Consider the following 16,578-nt stretch of genomic DNA (forward strand, 5'->3'; position numbering starts at 1 on the left):
GCGTCCGTCTCAGAGGCGGGACAGGGACGCCGTGGCGAAGAGCACGTCACGGATGACGTCGCGGTCGCCGATCTGGCCGACCGCGATCCGCTCCGGCTCGATGTGACCCGCCGCCAACTGGCAGAACTCGACGCAGTCCATCGCCACATGGGCGACCATCTCCTCCGGCGACGCGACGGCGCCGGGCGAGTCCAGCGGCAGATACCACTGGCCGCCGCCCTTGCCCTCGACTTCGAGCAGCAGCGAACGGCCCGGCGTACCGGCCGTCACCAGATGCGTCGGCGAGGTGGTCAGACCGGCCCTGCGCCGGTCCGCCAGCGCCTCGGGCAGCAGCCGCGCGGCGAGGTCGATGATGCGGTTGAGATTGCGCGGCGCCGGGGGATCGTACGGATAGTCCACGGCCTCGGCGATGTCCGACGCGTGGATCCAGCACTCGAAGGCCCGGTCCAGGAAGGCGTCTTCCAGCGGCAGCGCGAACGAGCCGTAGTCGACATCGAGCCCGCCCGCGCCGCCGCCCGCGAAGGAGACCGTACGCACCAGGCTGTGGCTCTGCTCGCGCCACAGGGAGCGCACGGTCGCTCCGGGCAGCATGCTGTGCGTCGCCCAGTGCGCGGCGGTGCGCTCGACCGGGGTGAGCGGGAAGTCGCCCATAGTGCGGGCGTTGCGCAGCCGGGCGCGGGAGGCGATGCCCATTCCGATGCCCAGGCCCAGCCCGCCGAGCCCGGAACGCGGCGGGTCCGCCGACGGGTCGCCGCCGTCCGGCGGCAGCCCGAGCGACCTGGCGATCAGGCTGTCCACGGCGGTGAGATGACCGATGACCTGCGCGACCGTGAACTCCGTCGACCGCTGCTCGCCGTCGTGCCACTTCAGCTCGACCGGTGCCTTCCAGTAGCCGTCGCCGAGGTCGCGCAGCAGCGCGTCCAGCCGGGCGGCCTCCGCGTCGAACGGTCCGGCCCACTCGGGCACCGGGATACGCGCCGGCCGACGGCCGAGGCAGCCTTCCAACACCCGTGCCCGCAGCAGCGGATCGAGGTCGAGCGAATCCTCCTGGTGCAGCAGACCCACCGCGTCCCGCAGTCGCAGCGCCTCATCCGCACAGGTGGCGCAGTCCGTCAGATGCACTTCGACCGCCAGCGCCTCGTCCTGCGAGCACACCGACAACGCCCACGCGCCGAGCAGCGACTTGAGGGTGCGGTGGTCGTAGTGCGGCAGTTGGGGCATCGGCTGGTGCGACTCCGCGGGCGGCTGCCGGTGCGCGGTCTCCCGCGTCTCGGGCTGCTCGCGCTGGTACGGGACGCGCGGCTCGCCGTCGTCCCCGCCGTGCGGGCCGTCGCCGTTGTGGAACGCGGGACCGCTCATCGTCGCCCTCGCTGTCCCCGGGGATCCAGCGGGTGGTCGTCGCCCTGCTCGCCCGGTTCCATGGCCGTGGACAGCAGTTGCAGCCCGAGCCGGAGCCGACGGCGCGCCTCGTCCTCGCTCACCCCGAGCCCGGCCGCCGCGGTGCGGTAGTCGACCCTTTCCCGGTAGGCCAGTTCGAGGGCGGCGCGCAGCGGGGCGGGCATCGAGGTGACGATGAAGTCGGCGCGGGCCGCCGTGTTGGCCTCGCGTACCCGGGCCTCCACTTCGTCCGGCGTGGAACGGCCCCGGTTCGACTGCTGTCGCAGCCGGTGCACGGCCTGCCGCTGGGTGAGTGTCGCGATCCACGACCGCAGCGAGCCGTGCTTCGGGTCGTAGGCGTCCGGATTTTCCCAGATGTAGCCGAACACCTCGCGGGTGATGAGGTCGGCCGCGTCGTCGTCGTCCATCACGCGATAGGCCAGGCCGTGCACAAGTGAGGCGTACCGGTCGTACAGCTCGCCGAGTGCGGCTTCCTCACCGCGCGCCAGCCGCTGCTGCATCTTGCGGTCCCAGCGCGGTGGTGCGGGTGTCGCCATCTGCCGCCCCCTTGCCTCGTCGCCTGCCCTGTCGCCCCTTGCCCGGCCACCGACCGTAGCCGAGTGTGTTCAGCGTGCCCGAATGCGCTCAGGTCGAATGTAACGGGCACCTCCTGCGACGTGCGTCGCTTTGCACCAACCTGCTGCTGACTGTGATCGATTTTGGCGGTCTGTTATCCGGGTGTGACCGGAACATTGCAGAGTTACGACGGAGAACGGGCATAGGGTCATGGTGATGATGTTCCTGAAGTCGACGGCGAGGCGAGGTGGGAACCGGTGCTGGTGACCCAGGCCGAGCGAGACGGCTGGGTGGTGGTGACGGTCGCGGGTGAGATGGACCTGATCTCGTCTCCCGCGGTCCGGCAGAAGGTTCACGACGCGGTCGCCGCAGGGCGGCGCCGGGTGGTACTCGACCTCGTTGACGTGCGCTTCTGCGATTCCAGCGGAGTCGGTGTCCTGATCGGTGCCCGGCGGCTGATGCGCTCCTGTGCGGGCCGCCTGCGCATCGTGCTGCCCGAGGACGTTCCCACGGTGACGGTGCCCACCGAGGGCTACGGCGGCGGCGCGCACGTCAACCGGGTGCTGGCCGCCCTCGGCGTACGACGGCTCTTCGAGGTCTATCCGGATCTGGAAGCCGCGACGGACGACACCGCCAGGCCCCTCTCGGCCTGAATCGGCCTCTGCCGGCGGCCCCTTTCGGCCAATCTCGCTCGACTTCGCTCGCCTTCACCATTCCTCTCCTTTCCTCTTTCCTTCCCGTCCGTCTTCACTCGTGCGGGGACTCCCGCACCGCGTACGCGCCCAATGACGGCTCCAGTCGCGTGAACGCCTCCCGCGCAATCCGCCCCAGCGCGTCGAACAACTCCCTTTCGGTCGTGCCCTGTCGCACCCGGCGCTGCGCCTCACCGAACAACAGCCTCAGCACCGTGCTGAGTTGGGCGGCGGCATGCCGCGGCTCAAAGGCGTCCGGCTCGTCGCCCACGGCCTCGGCGAGCGTGACGGACAGTGCCTGCTCCTGGTGGTCGTACATCTCGCGGAGGCGGGCGCGCAGCACCGGACTCTCGTCGATCAGCCGCGTGAATCCGGGCTGGGTCCAGCCGAGCAGCGCGTCGTGCCGCTCGACCGCTTCGAGGTAGTCCCGGCGCACCGCGTCCAGTGCGGACTCGCCGACGGGGCGGGCGGCGAAGGCGCGGGCGGGGCCGGTGATCACCTCTTCGTGCATGTCGAAGAACAGGTCCTCCTTGCGCGGGAAGTAGTTCGTGACGGTCATCTTCGAGACCCCGGCCGCCTCGGCGACGTCGGCGATCGTCGTCCCCTCGAAGCCCCGCTCGACGAAGAGGGCGGTGGCGGCGTGGGTGATGGTCTGCCGGGTCTGTTGCTTCTTGAACTCGCGGAGTTGGGCCATGGTTCCCACTTTAGTAGGTCGGACCTAAAAAAAGTCTTGACGAGTTGAGTGGGTCCGTCCTAATTTTAGGTCCAACACAAGAAATAGAGGAAGAGGAGACCGCGATGACACTCCGACTGATGGCCGTCCACGCCCACCCCGACGACGAGTCCAGCAAGGGCGCCGCCACGCTCGCGCACTACGCGGCCCATGGGGTCGATGTCCTGGTCGTGACCTGCACGGGCGGGGAGCGCGGTGACGTGCTCAACCCGCTGCTGGACACACCGGAGGTCAGGGCCCGGCTGCCGGAGGTGCGACGACGGGAGATGGCCGCCGCGGCGGCCGTCCTCGGGGTGCGCCAACGGTTCCTCGGTTTCTCCGACTCGGGACTGCCCGGGCAGGGCGAGGCGCTGCCGGAGGGCTGCTTCGCCCGCGAGGATCCGCCGGTCGCGGCCGAGCGGCTGGTCGCGGTGGTCCGGGAGTTCCGGCCCATGTCCTCGTCACCTACGACGAATCCGGCGGCTATCCGCATCCGGACCATGTCCAGACCCATCGCGTCGCCGCCGAGGCGTTCGACGCGGCGGGGGACTCGGCACGCTTCCCGCTGGCGGGTCCGGTCTGGCAACCGCTGAAGCTGTACTACCAAGTGGCCTTCTCGCGCGCCTGGTTCGAGACCCTGCACCACGGCATGACGGCCCGAGGGCTCTCCTCCTCGATGGGCCAGGTGCTGGACGAATGGCCCGACTGGGCGGTCGAGCTGCACCCGACGACCCGGATCCGCTGCGAGGACCACTTCGCCACCCGCGACCGCGCCTTTCGCGCGCACGCCAGCCAGGCCGCTCCGGACAACCCCTTCTTCTCCCACCCTCGGGACCTCGAACGGGCCCTGTGGCCCACCGAGGACTACGTTCTCGCCCGCTCCTACATCCCGGCCAAGCTTCCGGAGACCGATCTCTTCGCCGGAATCAAGGAGTGACGGGCGGTGCGGGGAGGAGGGAGCGCGGGACGCGCGCCGCCGGTCGGGGCCTGGCCGGCCGGTCCGCTCAGTTCGGCCGCTCGTGAGTGTCGGCGAAGCGCTCGCGGAGCTTGAACTTGAGGACCTTGCGCAGGGTCTCGTTGCGGGGCAGGGCGTCCACGATCTCCAGTTGCTCGGGGAGTTTGTGGACGGCGAGCCCCGAGCGGCGCAGGTGGTCGGTAATGGTGGCCAGGGTGAGGGGATCGGCGCCCGGCGGCTGTTCGACCACGGCGCAGACGCGTTCACCACGGTCGGGATCCGGCAGGCCGATGACGGCGACATCGCCCACCGCCGGGTGCTGGTAGAGGAGTTCCTCGATCTCCTTGGCGGATATGTTCTCGCCCTTGCGGATGATGACGTCCTTCAGGCGTCCGGTCAGGACGAGATGACCGGTCTCGGTGAGGCGGCCGAGGTCACCGGTGTGGAAGTAGCCCTGGGTGTCGAAGGCTTCGGCGGTCAAGGCGGGATCGGTGTAGCCGAGGCACACGGCCTCACCACGCAGCAGCACCTCGCCGTCGTCGGCGATCCGGATCTCCATCGCGGCGGGCGGGCGGCCCTCGGTGGTGGCCCTTTGGTCGACGGTGTCACGGGGGGAGCCCATGGTGATCATCGGTGCCTCGGTCATGCCGTAGCCGTGGGCGAGATCGCAGCCGAGTTCCCGGACGATCTCGTGGTAGAGCTCCGGCGGCTTGGGGGCGCCGCCTCCGGAGAGCAACCGCAGGGTGGGGATGAGTGTGCGGCCGGGCCGCTTGCGCTGCTCGGTGAGGAAGAGCGAGTAGAAGGCGGTGGAGCCGCCGGCCATGGTGACGCCGTGGGACCGGTAGGCGTCCAGAGAGGCGGGGAGGGCGAACTGTTCGAGGAGCAGGGCCGGAAAGCCGTACAGCAGCAGCATCACCAGATAGTCGGGTCCACCGATGTGAGCGAAGGGGAAGGCGATGGAACCGATGTCCTCGGCTCGCATCTCCAGTGCGTGGGCGAGACAGGAACCGCCCGCGATCAGACCGCGGTCGCAGTGCAGCACACCCTTGGGGTCCGAGGTGGTGCCCGAGGTCCAGTAGATCCAGCGGACGGTGGTCCCGTCGGACGGCGGCGGGGGCAGGGTGCCGGAATCACCTTCGGGAAGGGAGTCGTAGACGACCAGGACGGACGGGCGGTCGGCGAGATCGAGGCGGTCTGCCATGGCGGTGTAGTCGAAGCCGCGCCAGGTGCCGGGTACGGCGAAGAACTCGGCCCGTGTGCGGCTGAGGGCGTAACCGACCTCGCGGTCACGGTAGATGGGGATGACCGGGATCTGCACCGCCCCGAGCCGGGCCAGGGCCAGGGAGAGGACGACGGTCTCGACGCGGGTGGGCAGTTGCCAGGCGAAGCGGCTGCCGGGCCGCACCCCGAGTCCGTACAGGCCGGCGGCCACGCGCAGCGCCCGTGCGCGCAGTTCGCCGAAGGTGACGCGGCGGTCCTCGGTGTCGAACAGCACGGGGGCGTCGGGGCTGAGGGCGGCGCGGCGGTCCAGTAGCTCCCACAGGGTCCGGGAGTCGCTGAGTGTCGCGATGGTCGGATCCATGCCGATCGCCTCCCGGCACCGTAGCTGACGAAGCGTCAGATTTCTCAGAAGGGTAAGTCGCCGCCGCTTGTCGGTCCAGAGGCGGGTCGATACGGTAGATCTGACGGTCCATCAGATCGGATGCCTCGTCAGATCGGCGATCGGAAGCGTCATCCGGATGCAGTGAGGGAGTGGCCGATGGAACTGCCCAGGATCATCAGCGTCGACGACCATGTCATCGAGCCCGCGCATCTCTTCTCGACCTGGCTGCCGGAGAGGTTCCGCGAGCGGGGACCGCAGCCGCTGACGGCGGGGATCGGCGAACTGGCCTACATCGGCGGGAAGTACCGGATCACGATGGATCCGGATGGACCGCCCGCCGACTGGTGGATCTACGAGGACCTGAAGTTCCCGTACAAGCGGAACATCGCGGCGGTGGGTTTCTCGCGGGACGAGATGACGCTCGACGGGATCACGCGGGAGGAGATGCGGCGCGGGTGCTGGGACCCGGTCGAGCGGCTGAAGGACATGGATCTCAACCATGTGGAGGGGTCGCTGTGCTTCCCGACGTTCCCGCGCTTTTGCGGGCAGACGTTCGCGGAGGCCCACGACAAGGAGGTGGCCCTGGCGTGTGTGCGGGCCTACAACGACTGGATGGTGGAGGAGTGGTGCGGTGACAGCGGGGGCCGGCTGATCCCGTTGTGCCTGATCCCTTTGTGGGACGTGGAGTTGGCGGTCGCGGAGATCCGCCGGAACGCCGCGCGGGGGGTGCGGGCGGTCACCTTCAGCGAGATCCCGACGTATCTGGGGCTGCCGTCGATCCACTCGGGCTACTGGGACCCGTTCTTCGCTGCCTGCGAGGAGACCGGCACGGTGGTGAACATGCACATCGGGTCGTCGTCGCAGATGCCCGCCGCGTCACCGGACGCGCCTCCGGCGGTCCAGGCGAGTCTGAGCTTCAACAACGCGATGGCGTCGATGATGGACTTCCTGTTCTCCGGGGTGCTGGTGAAGTTCCCGCGCCTGACGCTGGCCTACAGCGAGGGGCAGATGGGGTGGGTGCCCTACGCGCTGGAGCGGGCGGACGACGTGTGGCGCGAGCACCGGGCCTGGGGCGGGGTCAAGGACCTGATACCGGAGCCGCCGTCCACGTACTACCGCAGGCAGATCTACTGCTGCTTTTTCCGCGACATGCACGGGGTCGCCTCGCTGGACACCATCGGTGAGGACAACGCGATGTTCGAGACCGACTACCCGCACGTCGACTCGACCTGGCCCCATACCAAGCAGGTAGCCGCCGACCACATGGCGGGGCTGTCCGACGAGGTCACGTACAAGCTCCTGCGCGGCAACGCCATCCGGATGCTGGGCCTCGACCTTGACCGGTGAGGCAGTTGGCGAAGCCGCCGGCGGTGCCGGGTTCGCCCACGGCTTGGTGGTCGCCGTCACCGGGGCCGCGCGCGGGATCGGCAGGGAGCACGCGCTGGCCTTCGCCGCCGAGGGCGCCCGGGTCGTCGTCAACGACGTGGAGTCGGCAGCCGAGGTGGTGGCCGAAATCCGGGCGGCGGGCGGTGAGGCGGTCGCGCACGAGCGGTCGGTCGGGGAGTGGGCGGGCGCGCGGTCGCTGGTGGGCGCGGCGGTGGAGCATTGGGGCCGGCTGGACGTGCTGGTCAACAACGCGGGGGTGCTGCGGGACCGGATGCTGGTCTCGATGACGGAGGAGGAGTGGGACACGGTCGTACAGGTCCATCTCAAGGGGCACTTCGCGACGTTGCGGCACGCGGCGGCGCACTGGCGGGAGCGGAGCAAGGCGGGTGAGAAAGTGAACGCGAGCGTGATCAACACGACCTCGGGCGCGGGGCTGCTCGGCAGCGTCGGCCAGGCCAACTACGCCGCCGCCAAAGCCGCGATCACCGCGCTCACCCAGGTCGCGGCGGTGGAGCTGGCGCGCTACGGCGTCACCGTCAACGCCATCGCGCCCGCCGCCAGGACGCGGATGACCGAGCAGGCGATGCCGGACTTGGTCGCCCGGCCCGCCACCGGCTTCGACGTCTACCACCCGGCCAACGTCTCCCCGCTGGTCGTCTGGCTCGCGGGACCCGAGGCACGCGAGGTCACCGGGCGGGTCTTCGAGGTCGAGGGCGGCGCCGTATCGGTCGCCGACGGCTGGCGGCACGGCCCGCGGACCGACGTGGGACGCCGTTGGCGGCCGGTCGAGCTCGGTCCCGTGGTCGGCGCGTTGCTCGCCGAGGCGACCCCGCCGGAACCCGTCTACGGAACGGGGTGAGCGGACCGTGGACCTCGCATACACCGACGAGGAAGAGGAGTTCCGCGCCCGACTGCGCGCCTGGCTCGGCAAAGCGCTGCCCACCCTGCCTTCACCGCCCGACCCCCGCGACTGGCCGGGACGGCGCGCGTACGACACGGGCTGGCAGCGGCTGCTGTACGACGCCGGATACGCGGGACTGCACTGGCCCGAGGACGCCGGGGGCCGCGGCGCCACCCCCACCCAGCACCTGATCTACCTGGAGGAGACCGAGCGGGCCGGAGCGCCGTACGTGGGCGCGAATTTCGTCGGGCTGCTGCACGCCGGGCCCACCATCGCGGCCGAGGGCACCGAGCGGCAGCGCCGCCGCTGGCTGCCGCCGATCCTGCGGGGCGAGGAGGTGTGGTGCCAGGGGTTCAGCGAGCCGGACGCCGGTTCCGACCTCGCGTCCCTGCGCACCCGCGCGGTCCGCGACGGCGACGCGTACGTCGTCACCGGCTCCAAGATCTGGACCTCGCACGCCGAAGTCGCCGACTGGTGCGAGCTGTTGGTGCGCACCACCCCGCGCGCCGACGGCACGCCCAAGCACCACGGCATCAGCTGGCTGGCGATGCCGATGGACGCGCCGGGAGTACGGGTACGGCCGCTGCGGACACTCGCCGGATCGACGGAATTCGCGGAGATGTTCCTGGACGAGGTCCGGGTGCCGGTCGGCAACCGATTGGGGGCGCAGAACGACGGCTGGCGGGTCACCATGGTGACGCTGTCCTTCGAGCGCGGCACCGCGTTCGTCGGCGAAGTCGTCGCCTGTCGCCGCACTCTCGGCGAGGTCGCCCGCGCGGCCCGCGCCAACGGCACATGGGACGACCCCGCCGTCCGCCGCGCGCTCGGCCGGCTCGCCGCCGAATTCTCCGTCCTGTGGCGCCTCACCCAGTGGAACGTCAGCGCCTCCCAGCACGCCCTGCGCACCGGCGGAAGCGCCGTCCCCGGCACCGGCGCCTCCGTCTTCAAGCTCCGCTACTCGCAGGCGAGGCAACTCCTCTACGACACCGCCGCCACCGTCCTCGGCCCCCTCGCCCCCGACGCCGACCACCCGTGGACTGCCGAACGCCTCAGCTCGCTGTCCTACACGATCGCCGCGGGCACCTCGCAGATCCAGCGCAACATCGTCGCCGAACGCGTCCTCGGCCTGCCCAAGGAGCCGAGAGGGTTACCGGAGAGGAGCGCACCGCCATGGACTTCCGGCTGACCGACGACCAGCGCGCCCTGGTCGGCGCGTTGCGGGACCTGCTGGCCGCCCGCTTCGACCGGACCGCCCTGCGCGCCGCCGTGGACGCGGCCGAGGCGGAAGGCGGTACCGCCACCCCGCCACGGGACATCTGGCGAGCCCTCGGCGAGACCGGCTTCTTCGGGCTGCGCCTGCCCGAGGCGGACGGCGGCGTCGGGCTCGGGCTGCCGGAGGCCGCGCTGCTCTTCGAGGAGGCGGGCGGCGCGCTGGTGCCCGGCCCGCTGACCGCCACCCACCTCGCGGCGGGAGTGGTACCGGGGGCCGCGACCGGCGAGGCCGTGGTCACCCTGCTCGACGCGAGGGGAGCGGGTCCGCACTCCGTCGCCCACCTCGACGCCGCAGACGCCGTCCTCGTCCTCACCGACACCGGCACCGGCAGCGCTACAGCCCAAGCCGAGGCCGCGGTCGCCGAGGCGTCCGCCGTACGGCGGCACGCCGAGCCGCTGCGGTCGGTGGACCCGCTGACCCCGCTGCATCTGCTCGCCATGGCGGACATATCGGAAATAACGGTGAGCGGGACCGTGCCCGCGCGAGCCGTCGCGTTACGGCGCGAGGCGGCCGTGCTGGAGGCCGCGCAACGGGTGGGGAGCGCGGGGCGGATGGTGCGTATGGCAGTGCAACACGCCCGGGAGCGGGAGCAGTTCGGACGACCGATCGGCTCCTTCCAGGCGGTCAAGCACCTCTGCGCCGAGATGCTGGTCCGCGCCGAACTGGCCCGTACCGCGCTCTACGCGGCGGCCGTCACCGCCGACCCGTACGAGACCGCCGCCGCGCGCCTGCTCGCCGACGAGGCGGCGACCCGTAACGCACGCGACTGCCTGCAGGTCTTCGGCGGCATGGGCTTCACCTGGGAGGCGGATGTACAGCTGCACATCAAGCGCTCCTGGATACCCTCCGTGTGCGGCCAGGAGTCAGCGGCTGACGAGGACATGCTCGCCGAATGGCTGCTGTGATGACGCTGCGCACACACCGTGGCCGTTCGCTGACCCTCCGATTACGGAGTGTCCGCACGGTGTTGTGTCCGATGCGTGACTTGCCACGCAGTGGAGTCGGCGAACACCTCGGGTACGCTCCATCGGGTGCGTGTTGGTTCCAGGCTGCCCAGAGGCGCCGTCCGGCTGAGTCGGACGGGCGTCACGGCTGGGCGTTCGAATCCCCGTCGGAAGTGCCGCACAGTATGCAGCACACGTACTCCGTTGCGCTGGAATATGCCCGAAGCGCTTGTTGGCGTGACTGTAGGTCAATCATGCTGTGTTGTGCTGGGGTCACGCACGGTGATCTCGGGCAGAAGCGAGGCGTTGTGTCCGCCGGTTCGGATGGTGTGAGCGGTGCAGGTGCTTCAGGTGCAGCTTGAGGTCGGTGTGGACCCCGCGGAGGTGGGACGGGCGCGTCGCTGGGCGCGGTCCCGGCTCGTGGGTTCGGGTATAGGAGCCGACGAGCCGGTCGCGGAGACGCTGATCCTGCTCATCTCCGAGCTGGTGACGAACGCGGTGGTGCACACCGGCTGCCCCGCCGTCCTGCGGATGCTGTTCCCCTCGGCGCCCGCCTCTCCGGTGCGGGTCGAGGTGTCCGACAGCAGCGAGGCCCCGCCCGCCCCCCGGCACGCGCACCGCGACGAGACCGGCGGTCGCGGCCTGGAGCTGGTCGACGGCCTCGCCGACCGCTGGGGCTGGCAGCCGGAAGGCGCGGGCAAGCAGATCTGGTGTGAGGTCGACCGCCGTCAGGCCACGGTCCTCACCTAGGACGCGGGGGCGTCGGACCGCACGCCCCGCCGTACAAACGCCGCACCGCGCGCCTGACTCGTAGGACCAGCACCAGCGTCAGCACCCCCGTCTGCCCCGTGCCATCCCAGGGGCCAGGGCCAGGGTCAGGGCCACCGCACCGCTCACAGCACCGCCACCGGAGCCACCGGCGCGCCCGTCCCGCCCACGAAGGGCTCCGGCGTGGCATCGAGCCAGAACGCGTAACGCCCCTCCTCGGCGCAGGCCGCCGAGAGGCCCTCCAGATTCCAGTTCTGGCCCTGGAGCATGCCCATCTCGACCAGGTCGAGCCCGTGCACCGCCAGCCACAGATTCTCGACCTCCGGCGGGAAGATCTCGAAGGTCAGCGTGTCGTTGGCGACCGCCGCCACATCCCGCGCGTGGAACCACTCCGGTGTGCGGATCGACAGGCCGGGCGACGGATACGCGTACGCCTCCTTGTCGCCGCCGAGATACGCCCGCATCTGGCCGGTCCGCACCAGCACCACATCCCCGGCCCGTACCGCCGTGCCCGCCAACTCCTCCGCCGCGCAGAGGTCTTCCGGGGTCACGGCGTGGTCGCCGGGCAGCCGGTCGACGCCGAGCGCGCGGGCCACGTCCAGCAGCACGCCGCGCGACACCACGGAGGTCACCTTCTCGATGCCGCTGAAGGCGGCGCCCGCGTGCGCGGTCACCGAGTCGGCCGGGCGCCCGTTGTAGATCAGGCCCGAGTGCGAGACGTGGGGGAGGCCGTCCCAGTGCGTCCCGGCCTGAAGGCCGAGGGTCACCACGTCGTCGCTGGTCGCGATGGTGCCGGGCCCGAAGATCTCCTGGTTGAGCGCGACCATCGTGCGCAGCGGATTGACCCGGCCGGGGATCAGCCCGGTCTGTACGCCGTCCTGCCGCAGCGGCAGCGCGAGCGGCACGCGGCGGCCACCGCGTACGGTCGCGGCGGCGGCGCGCACCACCTCGTCGGTGATCAGGTTGAGGGTGCCGATCTCGTCGTCGGCGCCCCAGCGGCCCCAGTTGTTGACCCGGCGGGCGATGTCGAGGAACGCGTCGGGGAGGGCCACCGGAATCTCCAGATCGTGTGAGGGGTCGCGTACGCGGTCGTGTACGGGTCTTGTGCTGGACGGGGTCCGCACTCGTAATATCTAACGACCCGTCAAATCTAACGGTCCGTCAGAAACGATGAGAAGGGGCGGGACGTGGGCAACTTCCTGGCCGGAAAAGTCGTGGCCGTCACCGGCGCCGGGCGCGGCATCGGACGCGCGGTCGCCATCGCCTGCGCCGCGCAGGGATCGAAAGTCGTCGTCAACGACTACGGCGTCGCCATGGACGGCGCGGGCCAACCGGCAGGCGAGGTCGCCGAGTCGGTGGTGAAGGAGATCGAGGCGGCGGGCGGCGAGGCGGTCGCCGTGGCCGACGACGTGTCCACGATGGCGGCGGGCGAAAGGATCGTGTCGGCCGCGACGGACCGCTGGGGACGGCTCGACGGCGTCGTCTGCGTCGCCGGCATCCTGCGCGAACGCATGCTCTTCAACATGGCGGAGGACGAGTGGGACCCCGTCATCGCCACCCACCTCAAGGGCACCTTCACCGTCTTCAGGGCCGCCAGCGCGGTCATGCGCCGCCAGGGCCACGGCACGCTGATCGGCTTCACCAGCGGCAACCACCAGGGCAGCGTCTCGCAGGCCAACTACTCCGCCGCCAAGGGCGGCATCATCTCGCTCGTCCGCAGCGCCGCCCTCGGCCTGAACAAATACGGCGTCACCGCCAACTGCGTGGCCCCCGTGGCCCGTACCCGGATGTCGGCGGGCGTGCCCATGGAGCTGAAGGAGATCGGTGAGCCGGAGGACGTCGCCGCGCTCGTCGTCTACCTGCTCTCCGACCGTGCCGCCGACACCACCGGGCAGGTCTACACGGTCGCGGGCCCCAAGATCGCGCTGTGGGCGCAGCCCAGGGAGATACGTTCCGCCTGGTCGCAGGACGGGCCCTGGACGCCGGAACGGCTGGCCGACGTCATCCCGGCCACCATCGGCACCGACCCCATGCCCATGCTGGAACAGCTCGACGCCATGCGCAGGGCCGCCGCGGCCAAGGACCGCCCCAACGCCTAGGGAGCGCCATGGACTTCACCTTCGGACCCGAGGTCGACGCCTTCCGCGCGGAGGCCCGCCAGTGGCTCGCCGCCAACGCCCCCGCCGACGCCCTCGCCGACACCCCGGCCGCCACCGACATGCGCGCCGCGCCCGACCGCCGGGCCTGGGAACGTACCCTCGGCGCGGCGGGCTGGATCGGCCTCGGCTGGTCCGGAACGTACGGCGGCAACCGGCGCGCGACGCTCGCCCAACAGGTCGCGTGGGGCGAGGAGTACGCCCGCGCGGGCGCCCCGGTACGCACAGGACACATCGGCGAGAAGCTGCTCGCGCCCACCCTGGAGGCGCACGGCACACCCGAGCAGTGCGAGCGCTTCCTGCCGCCGATCGCGCGCGGCGAGGAGCTGTGGTGCCAGGGGTACAGCGAGCCGGGCGCGGGCTCCGACCTGGCGGGCGTGCGGACGGCGGCGGTACGCGATCCGGCGGACGGCTCGTACCGGGTGTCGGGGCAGAAGATCTGGACGTCACTGGCGCGTGACGCCGACTGGTGCTTTCTGCTCGCGCGCACCGAGCCCGGCTCGCGCCGCCATCACGGCCTGAGCTTCCTGCTGCTGCCGATGGACCAGCCGGGGATCGACGTGCGCCCGATCCGGCAGATGTCCGGCGCGGCCGACTTCAACGAGGTGTTCTTCGACGGCGCCCGCGCCGTCGGGGTCGTCGGCGCGGAAGGCGGCGGCTGGCAGGTCGCCATGGCGCTCCTCGGCCACGAGCGCGGCGTGTCCACCCTGGTCCAGCAGATCGGCTTCGGGCGGGAGTTGGCGGAGGTCACGGAGGCGGCGCGGCGCACAGGGGCCGACACCGATCCGATGATCAGGCAGCGGCTGATACGGCTGTGGGCGGAGTTGCGGACGATGCGCTGGAACGCGCTGCGCACCCTCGGCACCGCCGACCTCGCCGCGCCCAGCGCGGCCAAACTCCTCTGGTCGGCCTGGCACCAGCGGCTCGGCGAGCTGGCGATGACCGTACGCGGCTCGTCCGCCGCCACCGGCCCGCGCGACTGGACACCGGCCGCGCCGTACGAACTCGACGCCGCCCAGCACCTGTTCCTCTTCTCCCGCGCCGACACCATCTACGGCGGCTCGGACGAGGTGCAGCGCACGATCATCGCGGAGCGGGCGCTGGGGCTGCCGAGGGAGCCGAAAGGGTGAGCGCGTCCGAGGAGGAAGAGGCCATCAGGGTGAGCGCGTCTCCCCAGCACGCCCAGCACGCCCAGGACGCCCCGCACGCCCCGCACCCCCAGCACACCCCGCATCCCCCGCACGGCCCTGGGCGCGAGCCGCCCTACGAGCCCGCGCACGGCCTCCTGCGCGGCCGTACGGTCCTGATCACGGCCGCCGCGGGCAGCGGCATCGGCTTCGCGACCGCGCGGCGCTGCGCCGAGGAGGGCGCGGTCGTGGCGATCAGCGACCGGCACGAGCGGCGGCTGGCCGAGGCGGCCGCGGAGTTGGAGAAGCTGACCGGCCAGGCGCCGCTGGCCGTGCCGTGCGACGTCACCGTCGAGGACGATGTGCGGCGGCTCTTCGCGGCCGTCACCGAGCGGTTCGGCGGCCTGGACGTCCTGGTCAACAACGCGGGCCTCGGCGGCACCGCCGCGCTCGTCGACATGACGGACGCGCAGTGGTCGACCGTCCTCGACGTCACCTTGAACGGCACCTTCCGCTGCACCCGCGCCGCCCTGCGCCACATGCGGGAACGCGGCACAGGGGTGATCGTCAACAACGCGTCCGTGCTGGGCTGGCGCGCCCAGGCCGGACAGGCGCACTACGCGGCGGCCAAGGCGGGCGTGATGGCGCTGACCAGGTGCGCGGCCGTGGAGGCGGCCGAGTTCGGCGTACGGGTCAACGCGGTCGCGCCGTCGCTGGCGATGCACGCCAACCTCGCGAAGGTCACCAGTGACGAATTGCTGGCGGAACTGACCGCGCGCGAGGCGTTCGGGCGGGCCGCGCGGCCCTGGGAGGTCGCCAACGCGATCGTCTTCCTGGCCAGCGGCTACAGCTCCTATCTGACGGGCGAGGTGGTCTCCGTCTCGTCCCAACACCCTTGACACCCTTGAGGGGGCGCACATGAGCGTGCACGGTGGCACGGTAGGCAGCACTAATGGTGACGCGCACGCGGACGGCACCAAGGGGGGCGCCGCGCTGGACGGCACTTATGGTGACGTCCGGGGACGTGTGCGGGGCGTCGTCTTCGACGGCAAGCAGGCACAGGTCGTGGACGACCTGGAGGTCCGCGCGCCGGGGCCCGGTGAGGTGCGGGTACGGATCGCGGCGGCCGGGCTGTGCCACAGCGACCTGTCGGTGATCGACGGGACGATCCCGTTCCCGGTGCCGGTCGTGCTCGGCCACGAGGGCGCGGGAGCGGTCGAGGCGGTCGGCGCGGGGGTGACCCACGTGGTGGTCGGCGACCATGTGTCGCTCTCGACGCTCGCCAACTGCGGGACGTGCCCCGAGTGCGACCGTGGCCGCCCCACGATGTGCCGTCAGGCCATCGGCCGCCCGGGAAAGCCCTTCACGCGGCAGGGGAAGCCGCTCTTCAACTTCGCCTCGAATTCCGCCTTCGCGGAGCTGACCGTGGTCAAGGCCGTCCAGGCGGTGAAAATCGCACCGGAGATCCCGCTCACCTCGGCCGCCCTGATCGGCTGCGGCGTGCTGACCGGCGTCGGCGCCGTCCTGAACCGGGCGCGCGTCGGCCTCGGTGAGAGCGTCGTCGTCATCGGCACCGGCGGCATCGGCCTCAACGTCCTCCAGGGCGCGCGGATCGCGGGCGCCTCCCGCATCGTCGCCGTCGACAACAACCCGGCCAAGGAAGTGCCGGCCCGGCGGTTCGGCGCCACGGACTTCGTCGCCGACACCGCTTCCGTACGCGACCTGCTGCCGCACGGCGCCGACCACGTCTTCGAGTGCGTGGGCCGCACCGCCCTGATCCGGCAGGCGATCGACCTGCTCGACCGGCACGGCCAGGCGCTGCTGCTCGGAGTGCCGCCCGCCGACGCCGAGGCGTCGTTCCGCGTCTCCTCGATGTTCCTGGACAAGGCGATCCTCGGCTGCCGATACGGTTCCTCGCGCCCGCAGCGCGACATCGCCCTCTACACCGACCTCTACCGGCAGGGGCGGCTGCTGCTGGACGAACTCGTCACCGAGACCTACCCGGTGGAGGACTTCGCCAAGGCGGTGGACGACGCCGCGCACGGGCGGGTGGCGCGCGGCGTGCTCACCTTCTGAGCCCTCTCTCCCGGCCGTCCGAGTCCTACGGG

General features: G+C 71.3%; 15 protein-coding genes and 1 pseudogene. 11 read left to right on the top strand and 5 right to left on the bottom strand.

All coding sequences use genetic code 11. The features are described 5' to 3' along the window. Positions 1–9: 9 nt before the first annotated feature. Together ACZ4EF_RS02445 and ACZ4EF_RS02450 are read right to left on the bottom strand one after the other, a co-directional pair. Complete coding sequence (locus ACZ4EF_RS02445) at positions 10–1,359, bottom strand: maleylpyruvate isomerase N-terminal domain-containing protein (protein ID WP_355337552.1); 1,350 nt, start codon at positions 1,357–1,359, stop codon at positions 10–12. Continuing rightward, positions 1,356–1,934: a sigma-70 family RNA polymerase sigma factor gene (locus ACZ4EF_RS02450; protein ID WP_355337555.1), complete on the bottom strand. Its 579-nt coding sequence runs from the start codon at positions 1,932–1,934 to the stop codon at positions 1,356–1,358. Before ACZ4EF_RS02450 ends, ACZ4EF_RS02445 begins: the two co-directional genes overlap by 4 nt. Positions 1,935–2,216: 282 nt before the next feature. Here ACZ4EF_RS02450 and ACZ4EF_RS02455 point away from each other — a divergent pair, with 282 nt between their 5' ends. Then, the gene (locus tag ACZ4EF_RS02455) at positions 2,217–2,606 is read left to right on the top strand and encodes an STAS domain-containing protein (RefSeq protein WP_355338056.1); all 390 of its coding nucleotides are present in this window, start codon (positions 2,217–2,219) and stop codon (positions 2,604–2,606) included. Between the two features lie 94 nt (positions 2,607–2,700). Here ACZ4EF_RS02455 and ACZ4EF_RS02460 read toward each other — a convergent pair whose 3' ends face one another. Next, positions 2,701–3,339 carry a TetR/AcrR family transcriptional regulator gene (locus tag ACZ4EF_RS02460; protein WP_355337558.1) on the bottom strand — a complete coding sequence of 213 codons (639 nt, stop codon included), beginning with the start codon at positions 3,337–3,339 and terminating at the stop codon, positions 2,701–2,703. 119 nt (positions 3,340–3,458) lie between these two features. Between ACZ4EF_RS02460 and mca the strand changes: the two are divergent. Beyond that, positions 3,459–4,294, top strand: a pseudogene (gene mca, locus ACZ4EF_RS02465) (mycothiol conjugate amidase Mca). 67 nt (positions 4,295–4,361) lie between these two features. On the opposite strand, the gene ACZ4EF_RS02470 reads toward mca, so the two are convergent. Beyond that, positions 4,362–5,894, bottom strand: a complete 1,533-nt coding sequence (locus tag ACZ4EF_RS02470; protein WP_467502343.1) for a class I adenylate-forming enzyme family protein — start codon at positions 5,892–5,894, stop codon at positions 4,362–4,364. A gap of 177 nt (positions 5,895–6,071) precedes the next feature. Here ACZ4EF_RS02470 and ACZ4EF_RS02475 point away from each other — a divergent pair, with 177 nt between their 5' ends. From ACZ4EF_RS02475 to ACZ4EF_RS02495, 5 genes are all read left to right on the top strand, one after another. Further along, a complete protein-coding gene (locus ACZ4EF_RS02475) occupies positions 6,072–7,262 on the top strand; it encodes an amidohydrolase family protein (protein WP_467502345.1) in 1,191 nt (396 codons plus the stop codon). 43 nt (positions 7,263–7,305) lie between these two features. After that, the gene (locus tag ACZ4EF_RS02480; protein WP_467502347.1) at positions 7,306–8,160 is read left to right on the top strand and encodes an SDR family oxidoreductase; all 855 of its coding nucleotides are present in this window, start codon (positions 7,306–7,308) and stop codon (positions 8,158–8,160) included. Positions 8,161–8,167: 7 nt separating this feature from the next. Further along, the gene (locus tag ACZ4EF_RS02485) at positions 8,168–9,388 is read left to right on the top strand and encodes an acyl-CoA dehydrogenase family protein (protein WP_467502349.1); all 1,221 of its coding nucleotides are present in this window, start codon (positions 8,168–8,170) and stop codon (positions 9,386–9,388) included. Next, complete coding sequence (locus tag ACZ4EF_RS02490; protein WP_467502351.1) at positions 9,373–10,380, top strand: acyl-CoA dehydrogenase family protein; 1,008 nt, start codon at positions 9,373–9,375, stop codon at positions 10,378–10,380. The genes ACZ4EF_RS02485 and ACZ4EF_RS02490 overlap by 16 nt, the downstream gene beginning before the upstream one ends. Before the next feature lie 375 nt (positions 10,381–10,755). After that, positions 10,756–11,169 carry an ATP-binding protein gene (locus ACZ4EF_RS02495; RefSeq protein WP_355337579.1) on the top strand — a complete coding sequence of 138 codons (414 nt, stop codon included), beginning with the start codon at positions 10,756–10,758 and terminating at the stop codon, positions 11,167–11,169. A gap of 143 nt (positions 11,170–11,312) precedes the next feature. Here ACZ4EF_RS02495 and ACZ4EF_RS02500 read toward each other — a convergent pair whose 3' ends face one another. After that, the gene (locus tag ACZ4EF_RS02500) at positions 11,313–12,239 is read right to left on the bottom strand and encodes a cyclase family protein (RefSeq protein WP_401856212.1); all 927 of its coding nucleotides are present in this window, start codon (positions 12,237–12,239) and stop codon (positions 11,313–11,315) included. 135 nt (positions 12,240–12,374) lie between these two features. Between ACZ4EF_RS02500 and ACZ4EF_RS02505 the strand changes: the two genes are divergently transcribed. The 4 genes from ACZ4EF_RS02505 to ACZ4EF_RS02520 all read left to right on the top strand — a co-directional run bounded on the left by ACZ4EF_RS02505 (position 12,375) and on the right by ACZ4EF_RS02520 (position 16,546). Beyond that, positions 12,375–13,286, top strand: coding sequence for an SDR family oxidoreductase (locus ACZ4EF_RS02505; RefSeq protein WP_401310651.1), 912 nt, complete (start codon positions 12,375–12,377; stop codon positions 13,284–13,286). A gap of 8 nt (positions 13,287–13,294) precedes the next feature. Beyond that, the gene (locus tag ACZ4EF_RS02510; RefSeq protein WP_467502354.1) at positions 13,295–14,473 is read left to right on the top strand and encodes an acyl-CoA dehydrogenase family protein; all 1,179 of its coding nucleotides are present in this window, start codon (positions 13,295–13,297) and stop codon (positions 14,471–14,473) included. Next, positions 14,470–15,369 carry an SDR family oxidoreductase gene (locus ACZ4EF_RS02515; protein WP_467502356.1) on the top strand — a complete coding sequence of 300 codons (900 nt, stop codon included), beginning with the start codon at positions 14,470–14,472 and terminating at the stop codon, positions 15,367–15,369. The genes ACZ4EF_RS02510 and ACZ4EF_RS02515 overlap by 4 nt, the downstream gene beginning before the upstream one ends. A gap of 127 nt (positions 15,370–15,496) precedes the next feature. Then, on the top strand, positions 15,497–16,546 hold the full coding sequence (locus tag ACZ4EF_RS02520; protein WP_467502632.1) for a Zn-dependent alcohol dehydrogenase: 1,050 nt from the start codon (positions 15,497–15,499) through the stop codon (positions 16,544–16,546). Positions 16,547–16,578 lie beyond the last annotated feature (32 nt).

This window comes from Streptomyces sp. NPDC025721 (assembly GCF_055558595.1).